Below are 13,182 nucleotides of genomic sequence, written 5' to 3'. Positions count from 1 at the left end.
CCGAGGCGTACGCCGCCGACGTCCGGGCCAAGGCCGAACAGGCCGCCACCGAACTCACCGAACGCACCACCGCCGAGACGACCGAACAGCGCGAGACGACCGAACAGCACGTCGCCGAACTGCGCGCCCTCGCCGACCGCGAGACCACCGAACAGCGCACCGCCGCCGAGGCGTACGCCGCCGACGTCCGGGCCAAGGCCGAACAGGCCGCCACCGAACTCACCGAACGCACCACCGCCGAGACGACCGAACAGCGCGAGGCGACCGAGCAGCACGTCACCGAACTGCGCGCCCTCGCCGAACGCGAGACGACCGAACAGCGCGAGGCGACCGAGCAGCACGTCACCGAACTGCGCGCCGAAGCCGAGGAACTGCTGGAGGGCGCCCGGAGCGCCGCCGAGCAGCGCCGGGCCGAGGCCGCCCGGGACGCCAAGGCCGTACGGGAGAAGGCCGCCGCCGAGCTGGCGTTCGCCGCCGAGCAGGCCGAGACGGTCCGCGCCGAGGCCGGCCGCGAGCTGTCCGAGGCCCGCGCCACCGCCGACGGCATCCGGGCCGAGGCCACCGCCGTCCTGGAGCAGGCCCGGGTCGACGGCGAGGAGCTGGTCGCCGCCGCCGGCGTCGAGGGCGCCGCCCTGGTCGAGGCCGCCGAGGAGGAGGCCGCCGAGGTCCGCCAGTCGGTGGCCGGCATGCACGAGGCCGCCGCCGAGCAGATCGCCGAGCGGAAGGCCGCCGCCGAGCGGGAGGCCACCGAGGTCCGCGACCGGGCCGAGCAGGCCGCCGCCGAACTGCGCGAGCTGGCCGAGCGCGAGACCGCCGAGCAGCGGGCCCTCGCCGACGCCGAGACCACCGCCCTGCGCGAACTCGCCGACGCCGAGACCATCGAGCAGCGGGCCCTCGCCGACCACGAGACCACCGAACTGCGCGCCCGCACCGACGCCGAGACCACCGCCCTGCGCGAGCTGACCGACCGCGAGCTGGCCGCCGAACGCGAGGCCCACGAGGCCGAGTTGGGCCATCAGCGCGCCGAGGCCCAGGCCTACGACGAGCACCTGCGGGCGGAGGCCGACGCCGTGCTGCACGCGGCCCGGGAGGGCGCCGGGCAGCTGCGCGCGGACGCCGAGGCCCAGGCCGTCCGGACGATGGCCGCCGCCGACGAGCGCTCGGCCGGCCTGGTCGCCGACGCCGAGGAGCTGGCCGCCGCCCTGCGCGCCGAGGCCGAGGAGTACGCGCTCGCCACCCGCACCCTCGCCGACGAGTACGACGCAGCCGCCCACAGCCGCGCCGACGCGTACGACGCGGAGACCCGGGAGGCCGCCGAGCAGTTCGACAAGGCCACCCGCGAGCAGGCCAACTCCGTCCTGGAGAAGGCCTTCGCGGATGCCGAGTCGCTCGGCGAGGACGCCCAGACCACCGCACTGGCCACCACCGCCGCCGCCGAGGAGCAGGCGGACGCGATGGTCGCCGCCGCCCGCAAGGAGGCCGACCGGCTGGTCGCCGCCGGCGAGGCGGCCGGCCAGGCCGAGGTGGAGAAGGGCCGCTCCGACGCCGACACGCTGCTCGCCGAGGCCCGCCGGGACTCCACCGCGATCCGCGAGCGCGCCGAGGAGTTGCGCGAGCGCACCGACGCCGAGGTGGAGGCGCTGCACGAACGCGCCCGCAAGGAGAACGCGGCGGCCATGAAGTCGGCCGGCGAGCGGGTCGACGCCCTGGTGACGGCCGCTCAGGAGCAGCTGACCGAGGCCGAGGAGCAGGCGGTGGCCACCGTCGCCGAGGCCGAGGACCGGGCGGCGGCCCTGGTCGCGGCCGCCGAGGACCGCGCGGGCGAGCTCACCTCGGAGGCGTCCGCGGAGGCCAGCAAGGTCCGGATCTCGGCCGTCCGCAAGGCCGAGGGGCTGCTGAAGGAGGCGGAGACCAAGCTCTCCGACTCCACCAGCCGCGCCGAGGCGCTGATCGTCAAGGCCGAGGCCAGGCTCCAGTCGGCCGAGGCCGAGTCCGAGGAGCGGCTGGAGAACGCCGCCACCGAGGCGGAGAAGCGGCTGCAGGACGCCGACCGCAGCGCCGACGAGCAGGTCGAGCTGGCGAAGGCGGAGGCCGAACGGCTGCTCGCCGAGGCGCAGGCCGAGGCGAAGCGGGTCACCGACGAGGGCCGGCGCGAGCTGGACGAGCTGGTGCGGCGGCGCAAGGACATCAACACCGAGATCTCCAGGGTGCAGGACGTGCTGTCCGCACTGGAGGCGTTCGAGGCACCGGCACCGGTCGCCCAGACCAACGGGGGAAGCAGCACCAAGAAGGACGGGGGTGCCAAGGCGGGTGCCGGAATTGGTTCCCCCCGGTCGGGTGGCAATCGCTCCAAGAACGCACCACCCGATTGAGCGGACATTGTCCGCGGGACGACGGCATCTCGCCGTCGACACTCCGGTACCGTGTCAGGATTCCCTCAACCACCTCAGCGGTTTGACGACAGGAAGCCCAGAACCCCATGAGCGACAGTCACTCCCCTCACGGCTTCGACCTGGTGCGCCGTGGGTACGAGCGCGCCCAGGTCGACGAGCGGATCACCAAGCTGGTGGCCGACCGTGACAGTGCCCTGACCCGGATCAGCGCGCTCGAGAAGCGCATCGAGGAGCTCCACCTGGAGACCCAGACCGCGCAGGCGGCGGTCACCGAGGCGGAGCCCTCGTACGCCGGTCTCGGCGCCCGGGTCGAGAAGATCCTGCGACTGGCCGAGGAGGAGTCCAAGGACCTGCGCGACGAGGCGCACCGCGCCTCCGAGCAGCACCGCGAGCTCGCCGAGGCCGCTGCCCAGCAGGTCCGCACCGAGGCCGAGAACTACGCCAAGGACCGCAAGGCCAAGGCGGAGGACGAGGGTCTGCGGATCGTCGACAAGGCCAAGAGCGACAGCGCCCAGCTGCGCGCCGAGGCCAACAAGGACGCCCAGAACAAGCGCGAGGAGGCGGACGCCCTCTTCGAGGAGACCCGCACCAAGGCCGCCCAGGCCGCGCTGGAGTTCGAGACCAACCTGGCCAAGCGCCGCGAGCAGTCCGAGCGCGACCTGGCCGCCCGTCAGGCCAAGGCCGAGAAGCGCCTGGCCGAGATCGAGCACCGGGCCGAGCAGCTGCGCCTGGAGGCCGAGAAGCTGCGCACCGACGCCGAGCGCCGCGCCCGCCAGACCGTCGAGACGGCGCAGCGCCAGTCCGAGGACATCGTGGCGGACGCCAACGCCAAGGCCGACCGGATCCGCAGCGAGTCCGAGCGCGAGCTGGCGGCGCTCACCAACCGCCGCGACAGCATCAACGCCCAGCTGACCAACGTCCGCGAGATGCTGGCGACGCTGACCGGCGCGGCCGTGGCCGCCGCCTCGCTGCCGGGCGACGACACCATGGGCGTGCCCGCCCAGCAGTCGCGCTGACGCCGCCGCCGGGCGCCGGCGCCCGGCGGTACGTGCGCAACGGACGGCACGTGCGGAACAGCAGACAGGCCCTCACCCACCCGGGTGAGGGCCTGCCGTCGTTCCACCGTCATCATCTCGGGTGACCTGAGTGAGCGGGCGTCACCTGGGGTAGGCCCCGTCGGGCCGCTGGTACCCGCTGCTGAGCTGGTTGCCCTCGTCGTCGGAGACGGTGCCGAACCACGAGGTGCACCAGACCGACACCGAGTCCGGCCAGTACTGCACCTCGAACGGGTGGCCGGAGCCGTGGTCGCCGTACGAGGTGACGATGAAGGTCTCGCCGGGGCGCAGCCAGTAGTCCTCGCCGAGCGGTTCCAGGGTCAGTTCGACCAGGCCCTCGCCGCGGTTGGTCACGGGCATCCGGCCGGTCACCTCCAGCGCCGAGAAGTCCCAGCCGGTCGCTTCCTCCCTCATCCGGCCGCCGCCCGGGCCAGCAGGTCACGGACGGCGGTGTTGAACGCCTCCGGCGCCTCCAGGGCGCTCAGATGGCCCGCCCCGGGGATGACGGTCAGTTCGGCGTCCGGCCGGGCCCGGAGCATCAGTTCGGCCTCCTCCGGCGCCACCAGGCCGTCCTGCGCGCCCGCGACGACGGCGGTGGGCACCCGCAGCCCGGCCAGCACGTCCAGCGCGTCCGGCCGGGCCGCCATGGCCCGCTGGGCCCAGGCGACGGCGGCCGGCGACGCGGCGGCGACCAGCGACCGCACCCGCTCCACCAGGTGCCGCGAGTCCGGCCCGAGCTGCCCGGCGGCGACCTCCTCGTCGAGCAGCAGTTGGACGCTGCCCCGGGCGGTGACGGCGGCCGCGATCCGCTCCCGGTTGGCCCGGACGGCGTCGGTGTCGGCGGTGGCGCGGGTGCTGGCCAGCAGCAGTCCGGCCAGCCGGTCCGGGTGGCGGCGGGCGAAGGCCAGCGCCACGTAGCCGCCCATGGAGAGCCCGCCGACCACCGCGCGTTCGATCCCGGCCGCCTCCAGCAGCAGGGCGAGGTCGTCGGCGACCAGGTCCAGCGAGGGTTCGTCGGTCCCCAGCTCGGTGCCGCCGAAGCCGCGCTGGTCCGGGGCGAGCACCCGGGCCTCGTCGCCGGTCAGACCGGGCAGCGCGTCCAGTTGGGCGGACCACATCGAGGCGTTCAACGGAAAGGCGTGCAGCAGTACGAGGGGTGTTCCGGTGCCGCTCTCGCGGACGGACACTGCGGAGGGGGGCTGGGTCATGGGCCCACCGTATTCCGGCACGCCCGGCGGGCCCACTCAGCGGGCCGCGATATCCGCTTTGTCCTAGCCTTACAAAGAGTAAGGGAGCGCGAATGATCGAGTTGCACGACCTGACAAAACGTTACGGCAGGACCCTCGCGGTGGACCGGCTCAGCTTCCAGGTCCCGCAGGGCGTGGTGACCGGCTTCCTCGGCCCCAACGGCGCAGGCAAGTCCACCACCATGCGCATGATCCTCGACCTCGATCGCCCCACCAGCGGCCGGGTCACCATCGACGGCAAGCGCTACGGGCAGCTCAGCGAACCGCTCAAGTACATCGGCGCGCTGCTGGAGGCCAAGGCCGTCCACCCCGGCCGCACCGCCCGCGACCACCTGCTCTGGCTCGCCCAGAGCAACCGCATCCCGACCCGCCGGGTGGACGAGGTGCTCAACCTGGTGGGCCTCACCCCGGTCGCCCGCAAGCGGGCCCGCGGCTTCTCGCTCGGCATGGGCCAGCGCCTGGGCATCGCCTCCGCCCTGCTCGGCGACCCGGAGATCGTCATGTTCGACGAGCCGGTCAACGGGCTGGACCCGGAGGGCATCCTCTGGATCCGCAACCTGATGAAGCGGCTCGCCACCGAGGGCCGGACAGTCTTCGTCTCCTCCCACCTGATGAGCGAGATGGCCGTCACCGCCGACCACCTGGTGGTCATCGGCAAGGGCCGGCTGCTCGCCGACCTGCCGATGCCGGAGTTCATCCGACGCAACTCCCGCTCCGCCGTCCGGCTGCGCACCCCGCACCCCGAGCGCCTGCTCGACGCCTTGTCCGGCGTCGGGCTCCGGCCCGAGCCCGGGCCCGGCGGCTCCTACGAGGTGGTCGACGGCGATCTCGCCCGGCTCGGCGACCTGGCCGCGGCGCACGGCGTCGTCCTGCACGAACTCAGCCCGCAGCAGGCCTCGTTGGAGGAGGCGTTCATGCAGATGACGGCCGACTCGGTGGAGTACCACGCGGGCGACGGCCCGGGCCGGGACGCGGCCGGCGCACCCGGCGTCTGGGGCGCCGGCTGGAAGGCGGACGGCGCCCCGCAGACCGCGGCGGCCCGGCAGGAGGAGAACTGAGATGACGTCCTTCCCGGCGATCCTGCGCTCCGAGTGGACGAAGATCCGCAGCGTCCGCTCGACGGTCTGGACGCTCGCGCTGACCTTCGTCGTCACCGTCGGCATCGGCGCGCTGCTGTCCCTGCTCACCAACAACAACTTCGGTGAGTTCCGGCGGGGCGACCAGTCCGTCTTCGACGCCACCGGCACGGCCTTCTCCGGCATCATGCTCGGCGAGCTCGCCATCATCGTCTTCGGCGTGCTGGCCATCGGCAACGAGTACAGCACCGGCATGATCCGGGTCACCCTGGCCGCCGTGCCGCAGCGCGGCACCCTGCTCACCGGCAAGGCGGTGGTGCTCGGCGCGATGGCCCTGGCGGTCTCGGTGGTGACGGCCTTCGTCACCTTCTTCACCGGCCAGGCGCTGCTCGGCTCGCACTCCACCAGCCTCGACCAACCGCACGTGCTGCGCGCGGTGTTCGGCGCCGCGCTGTACCTGACGATGCTGTGCCTGTTCTCGGCCGGCGTCACCACGATGCTGCACAGCCAGACGCTGGCGCTGGGCGTACTGGTCCCGTTCTTCTTCCTGCTCTCGCCGATCCTCTCCGCGGTGCCGAAGGTCAAGACCCTGGCCCACTACTTCCCGGACTACGCGGGCTCGCGGGTGCTGCTGGTGTACGAGCAGTACGGCCAGCCGTACGGGCCGTGGGCGGGCTTCGTGATCTGCCTGGCCTGGACGCTCGCCGCCCTGCTCGGCGGCGCGCTGGTGCTCAAGAACCGGGACGCCTAGGGGGCGCGCAGCCGGCTCAGTACCGCGGAGCGCCGCGGCCCCGCAGGACGTTGGAGGCCCGGCGCTCCCGCGCGCCCCAGCAGGCGCGGTGCCAGTGCCGCCGGTCGTCCACGCCCGCGCCGTGCATCGGCCAGGCCACCACGTGGCCCATCCCCGGCGGGATCTCCTGGTCGCAGCCCGGGCACCGGTAGTGCCGCCCGGCCGTCCCGGCGACCGTCTGGACCACCCAGTCGTCGCCTTGGTGGCTCTCGGTGCGGCGCAGCGATCCACCGAGCGGGGAGGCCTGCTCGGCGCTCCCGCTCGGGTCGGCGCTCTTGATCCGGTTGCGGCGCGGCGACACGTCGGACTACCTCTCTTCCGGGGTTTCGGGGCCGTTCCAGCCTACGGCCGGCCACCCCTCCGGCAGGCCACTATCACGGCATCGTCCGACGCTCCCGCGTTTTTGCCGAGATCCACCCGATCTCCGACGAAATCCGGGTTTCCGCGTGCCGTTGGCACATGACATCGGATACCCACAAGGGGAACAGGCGGGGCCCGCAGACCCTGCGCGCACCCGAGGAGGCCCCACCATGACCAAGACCAGCGCCCGCGCCGAGACCCGTCGGCCCGTCGGAGTCCGGCCGCCCGCCCCCGGCCCGGTGCTGACCTCGCCCGCCCCGGTCACGGCCGCGGCGGGCGAGCCGCTGCCCGCGCCGCAGCGGGCGGGCGCGCTCCCGCCGGACACCGCGCCGGTGCGGGTCGGCGCGTTCCTGCTGTCCGCGCAGTTCCCCGGGCAGAGCCACCGCGAGGCGCTGGACCGCACCGTCCGGGCCGCCGTCGAGGCCGAACGCGCGGGCCTGGACAGCGTCTGGCTGGCCGAGCACCACTTCGTCCCGTACGGGGTCTGCCCCAACGCCGCCACGCTGGCCGCGCTGCTGCTCGGCCGCACCCGCCGGATCGGCGTCGGCACGGCGGTCAGCGTGCTCTCCACCGCCCACCCGGTGGCGCTCGGCGAGCAGGCCGCGCTGCTGCACCTCACCTCGGACGGGCGCTTCACGCTCGGGGTGGGCCGCGGCGGCCCCTGGATCGACCTGGACGTGTTCGGCGGCGGCGTGGACGCCTTCGAGAACGGCTTCCCGGAGCGGCTGGACCTGCTGCTGCGCTGGCTGCGCGGCTCCCGGGTCGGCGCGGACGGCCCGCAGTTCGCCTTCCCCGAGGTGGCGGTGGTGCCGCGCGCCACCGAACCGGTGCGCCGGCCGGGACTGGGCAGCTGGCTCGGTCTCGGCGAGCAGTCCGGCCCGGTGCGCTTCCCGCGCCAGCGCCAGGACGTCGAGGGCCTCGGCGAGGGCGTCGGTGAGGAGCTCGACCCGTCCGGGCGGCCGGTGGCCGGCCCGCCGATGGTGGTCGCGTGCACCTCGCCGAGCGGGGTGCGGCTGGCCGCCGAACGCGGCCTGCCGATGCTGCTCGGCATGCACTCCGGCGACGACGACAAGCTGCGCATGCTGGAGCTGTACCGCACCGCCTGGCTGGCCGCCGGGCGCGGCGAAGAACAGCTGCGCCGGGTGAACCGCCGGCACGTCGCGGCCGGGGTGGCCCAGGTCGACGACCGCACCTCGGCGGCCCGCGCCACCCTGCTGAACGCCATGCCGGGCTGGTTCGAGTACGGGCTCGGCGCCCACCGCACCGTGGACGGCCGGGAGCGCAAGATGCGCGACCCGCGCGAGTACACCGAACTCCTCTGCGACCTGCACGCGGTGGGCACGCCGCGGCAGTGCGCCGACCGGCTGCTGGCCACCGCCGAGCGGACCGGCATCCGCCGCTTCGCGCTGCTCGCGGAGGGCAGCGGCGAGCGCGAGGCGACCCTGCACAACATCGCCCGGCTCGGCTCCGAGGTGCTGCCGCAGCTGGGGTGAGCCCGGGGGTGGAGCAGCCGGGCCCGGTCCGGGCCGCCGCCCCTCCCCCCGCACCGGGGGACGGGGGCGGCCCGACGACCTTCAGGACCGCTAGGGCCGATCAGGACCCAGGGCCCGGGATCGGCGGTGCTGCCGGGTCAGCAGTCCCGCAGTTCCTCGGACTGGTTGAGCAGCTGCTCCCGGACCGAGGTGAAGCGTGCGTGCCGCGCCTCGTTGGCGTCCGACGGCAGGAAGACCGCCACCCGGTGACAGTTCTGGAAGGCCAGCCGCACCCCGAAGTGCCGCTGCAGGGCCCCCCGGATGGCGTCGCTGGCGAGGGCCCGCAGGAGCTGGCCGCGGGCCTGCTCGCTGGGCGGCGGTACCTGGTTGTCGGCGAAGTCGGTACCGTCGACCTTCGCCTGGGCGACCAGCGAGCTGATCAGGTCCCAGGCGTACGGCAGCGAGACGCGGACGCAGTCGACGAATTCCCGCTCGTCGACCTCGCCCCGCTCGGCCTTTTCCAGCAGGGCCGGTGAGACGTCGAGCGACATGGATTCTCCTCTCGCGGTCCACCCGCGCGGCGCCCGGGTGGTCGTGCGTAGTCCAAGCTCACAGTGAGGGTGGGCGGATCGCGCGTGGTGTCCGGAACGCCGTGGAACGGGCGTTTTTGACACCCTGCGAAGGCGGCGGCACCACGGGACGTGACGTCCCGGACACCGACCGCGCTCGGAACAGCGTGGCAGTCAACGGCGGGACGGGCCGGTCATTCCTGTGGATTGCTTTGGAAATACGCGGTGGTGCACCACATTGGCCGGATCCCGTCGGATCGTTCATCTGAAGTCTCCGTCCCCGTTGACAGCGATCCCGCACGCGTGCCGTCACGTACGGTAGCGACCCCAGGGGGTGGGCGCCAGACCGCGACGGGCGGTGCGCGGAATTGCCGAACCTCCATGTTCGCGGGGTTCCCGGTTTCTTCACCCGGTCGTCGTGGAATCGCATCAACTGGCCCCGGTGGGCTAGCGTGGTCGACCGTGCGTCTCGTAATTGCCCGCTGCTCAGTCGACTATGCCGGTCGGCTCTCCGCCCATCTGCCCTCCGCCACCAGGCTCATCCTGGTCAAGGCCGACGGCAGCGTCAGCATCCACGCCGACGACCGCGCCTACAAGCCGCTCAACTGGATGTCCCCGCCGTGCGCGCTCAAGGAGGCGGACGGGGTCTGGACGGTGGTGAACAAGGCCGGCGAGAAGCTCATCATCACGCTGGAGGAGGTGCTGCACGACTCCTCCCACGAACTCGGGGTGGACCCGGGCCTGATCAAGGACGGCGTCGAGGCGCACCTCCAGGAGCTGCTCGCGGACCGGATGGAGGTGCTCGGCGCCGGCTGGTCCCTGATCCGCCGCGAGTACCCCACCGCGATCGGCCCGGTCGACATCCTCTGCCGCGACTCGGACGGCACCACGGTGGCCGTCGAGATCAAGCGCCGCGGTGAGATCGACGGCGTCGAGCAGCTCACCCGCTACCTCGAACTCCTCAACCGGGACCCGCTGTTGGCCCCGGTCAAGGGCATCTTCGCCGCCCAGGAGATCAAGCCCCAGGCCCGCGTGCTGGCCACCGACCGGGGCATCGGCTGCGTGGTGCTGGACTACGACGAGCTGCGCGGCATCGACGACGACAAGCTCAAGCTGTTCTGACCGGTCAGGTCGCGGGCGGCGAGGACGCCGTCGACGACGGACTGGGCGTCCCGGTCGCGGGGCCCGTCGTGGCGGGCGGCGGTGTGCTCGCGGTCGCCGAGGGCGACGTGGTCGACGGCTTCGGCGGGGGCGGCGTACTGGCGCCTCCGCCGGGCTGAGTGCCCCCGGAGTTGCCACCGCCACCACTGCCACCACCGGCACCACCACTGCCGCCGCTGCCACCGCCCGGCGGCGGGCCGGACTGCTGGGCCGGCGGCTGCGACTGTCCCGGTGCGGGCGGCTGCGACTGCTGCGGCTGCTCGGTGGCCGCCGCGGTCTCGCTCGGCCCACGGCTCGGCTTCTTCGACGCACTCGGCGAGCGCGACGCGCCACCGCTCTGCGACGGCTCCGGGCTGGTCCCGTCCGCCGCCGGACCGCCGCCCGCGTCCGTCCCCGGCGCCCCCGTACCGGTGGCACCGGTGGCGGCGGTCGGGCCGCCGGCGTGCGGCGACGGGAGCGGCCCGCCCTGCCCGCCGTCGGGGTCGTCGAGCCGGGTGTGCGGGTCGTTGCCCGGGTGCTGCTCCGGACCGGTGGCGCTCATCGCCACCGCCGTCCCGAGCGCCCCGAGCGCGAGGACGGCCGCCGACGCGGCGATCACCCGGCGCCTGGTCCCGGAGCGCAGGCTGGACGGCACCTTGGCTATCGCGCGGATGACGGGCCGCCGCACGGGCGCCGGCCCGGGGGTCGCGGCGGGCGCCAGCTGCCGCCCGTCGGCGCGCAGCAGGTCCAGCATCCGGCCGGCTGCCGCGACGCCGCGCTGCTCGCCGGCGGCGGACCGCAGGGTGAGCGCCGTCTCCAGCTCGGCCATCGCCCGGGACGGCTCCTGGACGCAGAACGCGTGCACGCCCGCCTCGTGGTGGAACCAGGCCTGGTCGGTACCGGAGCCCGTCCTGCGGGCCGCCTCCAGCCCCAGGTGCAGGACCCGCTCCCAGGCGCCCCAGCGCAGTGCCAGCGCCAGCGCGGGCGCGGCCGCCCGGGCCAGGCGCACGACCGCGTCGTGCCGGCCGGCCTCCCGGTCCGCGACCAGCACGCCGACCACCACCTCCGCCTCGGCCGCGACCTGCGCCAGCGACACCGAGCTGTGCCCGACCCACCAGGAGAAGTGCTGGGCGGCGCCGTCCAGGCAGCCGCGGGCCGGCCAGTGCGGGGCGAGCAGGTCCAGCACCCCGGCGGTCAGCCGGTGGTGCCCGCCGATGGACACCGCCAGCCCGGCGTCGGCGAGTTCGGCGAGGGCGCTCTCGCCCTGGCCGACGTCGATCAGCGCGGGCAGGTGCGGCGCGGTGGGGCACTCGCCGCCGAGCGCGACGGCGAGCCTCAGGACGGCCTGGGCGGGCTCGCTCAGACCCTCCGCGAGCCGGACGGCGGGTGAGGCGGTCTCGGCGACGGACGGCAGCGGGACGGTGCGGCGCAGCGCGTTCTCGCGGACGGCCGGGTCGGGGTCGTGGACGGGCTCCTCGACCGCGCCGAAGACCCCCATCCGGTCCTCCTCGGCGGCGACCAGCGCGTCCACCGCGACGTCCCGCTGGCGCAGCAGCGCGGCGGCCTGGACGAAGCGCAGCGGCAGTCCCTCGGACTCGAACCAGAGGTCGACCGCCCAGGCCTTCTCCTCGACGTCCAGCGGCCGACCGGCCTGGCGGGCGGCGAGGGCGAGGCAGGCGGAGCGGGAGAGCCCGGCGACCAGGTGGTCCTGCAAGCGGGAGCCGGGCGACAGCGCCGGGCTCCCGGGGGCGACGGAGATCAGGAAGGCGCAGCCGGGGGCGATGGCGAGCAGGCCCTCCAGCTCGGCGCCGGACTGCTCCGCGCCGTCGACGACCACGATCGCGCCGACCTCGGCGAGGTGCACGGCCAGCCGGCCCGGGTCGGGCCGGTAGCCGGGGGCGTGGTGGGTGGCCGCGAAGAGGTCCTGGAGCAGGTCGGCGGTGGTGCGGCGGTGCCCGCAGAGCTGGACGACGCCGCCGGGGGCGAGGTCGGCGGCGGCCTCGGCGACGGCCGACAGCAGCGCGCTGCGGCCCGAGCCGGCCTGGCCGACCAGGCGTATCGAGCGGCCCTCGGCGAGCAGGCCGAGGAGTTCGGCGACGTCGGCCTCGCGGTCGAGCAGCGGCAGGTCGGCGGGCCCGGCACCGAGGGCGAGCGGGCCGACCGCGCGGCCGACGCCGCCGACCGGGCCCCGGGCGGGCTCGCTGCGCTCGATCCGGCGCGGGCGGGGCCGCCACTCCTCGGGGCAGGGCCTGACCTCGGAGCCGTCCGGGGCGCCGACGCCGACCAGCAGGGCGCCGGAGACGAGTTCGCCGCCTCGGGTGCGGGCGGCCTCCTGCCGGAACTCCCCGGTTGGCTGTGCCACGTTCTGCTCCGCATCCTGCTCGGCCGCCGGCGCCCCGCGCCGGTCGGCTGACGTCTCGGTCGCGGCCGCGCGCGGGCTGGGGGCAGCTGGCTGAGGCGGCCGTCATCTGACGGGCAGACTCTTGCACATCCGGGCCCGCCCGCGCAGGGGCAGTCCGGTCGGGGGCCGGGCGACGGCCGATCCGGGCCGGGTCGGAGCCGGACGAAGACCGGGCAGGGGACGAACGCGGGCTGGGAACGAGCAAGGGCAGAGGCCGAACGAGGGCAGGGCGGGACAGGCCCTAGAGGGCGATCCCCTGGGCCTCGGTGACGCCGTCCACGGCCAGGATGCGGTGCAGCTTGGTGGCCACCAGCAGCCGCTGGAGCTGGGCCGGGACGGAGCGCAGCACCAGCCGGCGGCCGATCCGGCCGGCCCTGCGGTGGGTGCCCATGATCACGCCGAGGCCGGTGGCGTCCCAGAACTCCAGCCGGGCGAGGTCGAGCACGAGGTCGCCGAGGCCACCGTCCACGGCCTGGTGCAGCCGGGCACGCGCGTCGGCGGCGGTGCGCACGTCGAGGCGGCCTTCGATGGCCAGCGCCCTGTGGTCGCCGGTGATGCGCATGCTCTCCTCCTTCGCCTGACCGGTCCGGTACGGGGGTGGTCCGACCCGGCCGTGCCGGGGGGGGGGGGGGGGGGTGCAAACCGGCGGGCCCGTGGCCCCCCCCCCGGGGCCGGGGCC

At 74.8% G+C, this 13,182-nt stretch carries 11 protein-coding genes and 1 pseudogene; 6 read left to right on the top strand and 6 right to left on the bottom strand.

The window, feature by feature from the left end:
- Positions 1-2,372 (top strand): annotated as a pseudogene (locus ACFV61_RS09655) (hypothetical protein); the annotation flags it as partial.
- 107 nt (positions 2,373-2,479) lie between these two features.
- On the top strand, positions 2,480-3,409 hold the full coding sequence (locus ACFV61_RS09650) for a cellulose-binding protein (protein WP_380490938.1): 930 nt from the start codon (positions 2,480-2,482) through the stop codon (positions 3,407-3,409).
- 141 nt (positions 3,410-3,550) lie between these two features.
- On the opposite strand, the gene ACFV61_RS09645 is transcribed toward ACFV61_RS09650, so the two are convergent.
- Both ACFV61_RS09645 and ACFV61_RS09640 read right to left on the bottom strand, forming a co-directional pair.
- Positions 3,551-3,862 carry a hypothetical protein gene (locus ACFV61_RS09645; RefSeq protein WP_063347785.1) on the bottom strand — a complete coding sequence of 104 codons (312 nt, stop codon included), beginning with the start codon at positions 3,860-3,862 and terminating at the stop codon, positions 3,551-3,553.
- Positions 3,859-4,656: an alpha/beta fold hydrolase gene (locus ACFV61_RS09640; protein WP_380490936.1), complete on the bottom strand. Its 798-nt coding sequence runs from the start codon at positions 4,654-4,656 to the stop codon at positions 3,859-3,861. The genes ACFV61_RS09645 and ACFV61_RS09640 overlap by 4 nt, the downstream gene beginning before the upstream one ends.
- A gap of 92 nt (positions 4,657-4,748) precedes the next feature.
- On the opposite strand from ACFV61_RS09640, the gene ACFV61_RS09635 reads away from it, so the two are divergent.
- Both ACFV61_RS09635 and ACFV61_RS09630 read left to right on the top strand, forming a co-directional pair.
- Positions 4,749-5,753: an ABC transporter ATP-binding protein gene (locus tag ACFV61_RS09635; protein WP_380336731.1), complete on the top strand. Its 1,005-nt coding sequence runs from the start codon at positions 4,749-4,751 to the stop codon at positions 5,751-5,753.
- A 1-nt stretch (position 5,754) separates the two neighbouring features.
- The gene (locus ACFV61_RS09630; RefSeq protein WP_380490934.1) at positions 5,755-6,522 is read left to right on the top strand and encodes an ABC transporter permease subunit; all 768 of its coding nucleotides are present in this window, start codon (positions 5,755-5,757) and stop codon (positions 6,520-6,522) included.
- Positions 6,523-6,538: 16 nt separating this feature from the next.
- Here ACFV61_RS09630 and ACFV61_RS09625 read toward each other — a convergent pair whose 3' ends face one another.
- Entirely contained in the window at positions 6,539-6,862 is a 324-nt protein-coding gene (locus ACFV61_RS09625; RefSeq protein WP_063347789.1) for a hypothetical protein, read from the bottom strand.
- 391 nt (positions 6,863-7,253) lie between these two features.
- Between ACFV61_RS09625 and ACFV61_RS09620 the strand changes: the two genes are divergently transcribed.
- Positions 7,254-8,414, top strand: a complete 1,161-nt coding sequence (locus ACFV61_RS09620; protein WP_380372668.1) for an LLM class flavin-dependent oxidoreductase — start codon at positions 7,254-7,256, stop codon at positions 8,412-8,414.
- A gap of 137 nt (positions 8,415-8,551) precedes the next feature.
- Here ACFV61_RS09620 and ACFV61_RS09615 read toward each other — a convergent pair whose 3' ends face one another.
- On the bottom strand, positions 8,552-8,944 hold the full coding sequence (locus ACFV61_RS09615) for an SCO5389 family protein (RefSeq protein ID WP_063347790.1): 393 nt from the start codon (positions 8,942-8,944) through the stop codon (positions 8,552-8,554).
- A gap of 480 nt (positions 8,945-9,424) precedes the next feature.
- Between ACFV61_RS09615 and nucS the strand changes: the two genes are divergently transcribed.
- Complete coding sequence (gene nucS, locus ACFV61_RS09610) at positions 9,425-10,084, top strand: endonuclease NucS (protein WP_063347791.1); 660 nt, start codon at positions 9,425-9,427, stop codon at positions 10,082-10,084.
- Positions 10,085-10,088: 4 nt separating this feature from the next.
- Here the strand turns inward: nucS and ACFV61_RS09605 are convergent, their stop codons facing one another.
- On the bottom strand, positions 10,089-12,464 hold the full coding sequence (locus ACFV61_RS09605) for an ATP-binding protein (protein WP_380490932.1): 2,376 nt from the start codon (positions 12,462-12,464) through the stop codon (positions 10,089-10,091).
- Between the two features lie 280 nt (positions 12,465-12,744).
- Positions 12,745-13,065 carry an STAS domain-containing protein gene (locus tag ACFV61_RS09600; RefSeq protein ID WP_063347793.1) on the bottom strand — a complete coding sequence of 107 codons (321 nt, stop codon included), beginning with the start codon at positions 13,063-13,065 and terminating at the stop codon, positions 12,745-12,747.
- Positions 13,066-13,182: the final 117 nt, after the last annotated feature.

The organism is Kitasatospora sp. NPDC059817, assembly GCF_042731835.1.
In the GTDB taxonomy this organism is placed as follows: Bacteria; Actinomycetota; Actinomycetes; order Streptomycetales; family Streptomycetaceae; genus Kitasatospora.
The sequence above is the reverse complement of the archived record's forward strand: the minus strand, read 5'-3'. Positions and strand labels throughout refer to the sequence as shown.

Coding starts and splice junctions, on each gene's coding strand:
- ACFV61_RS09650 (WP_380490938.1), top strand. CDS start 2,480: ATGAGCGACAGTCACTCCCCTCACGGCTTCGACCTGGTGCGCCGTGGG.
- ACFV61_RS09645 (WP_063347785.1), bottom strand. CDS start 3,862: ATGAGGGAGGAAGCGACCGGCTGGGACTTCTCGGCGCTGGAGGTGACC.
- ACFV61_RS09640 (WP_380490936.1), bottom strand. CDS start 4,656: ATGACCCAGCCCCCCTCCGCAGTGTCCGTCCGCGAGAGCGGCACCGGA.
- ACFV61_RS09635 (WP_380336731.1), top strand. CDS start 4,749: ATGATCGAGTTGCACGACCTGACAAAACGTTACGGCAGGACCCTCGCG.
- ACFV61_RS09630 (WP_380490934.1), top strand. CDS start 5,755: ATGACGTCCTTCCCGGCGATCCTGCGCTCCGAGTGGACGAAGATCCGC.
- ACFV61_RS09615 (WP_063347790.1), bottom strand. CDS start 8,944: ATGTCGCTCGACGTCTCACCGGCCCTGCTGGAAAAGGCCGAGCGGGGC.
- ACFV61_RS09600 (WP_063347793.1), bottom strand. CDS start 13,065: ATGCGCATCACCGGCGACCACAGGGCGCTGGCCATCGAAGGCCGCCTC.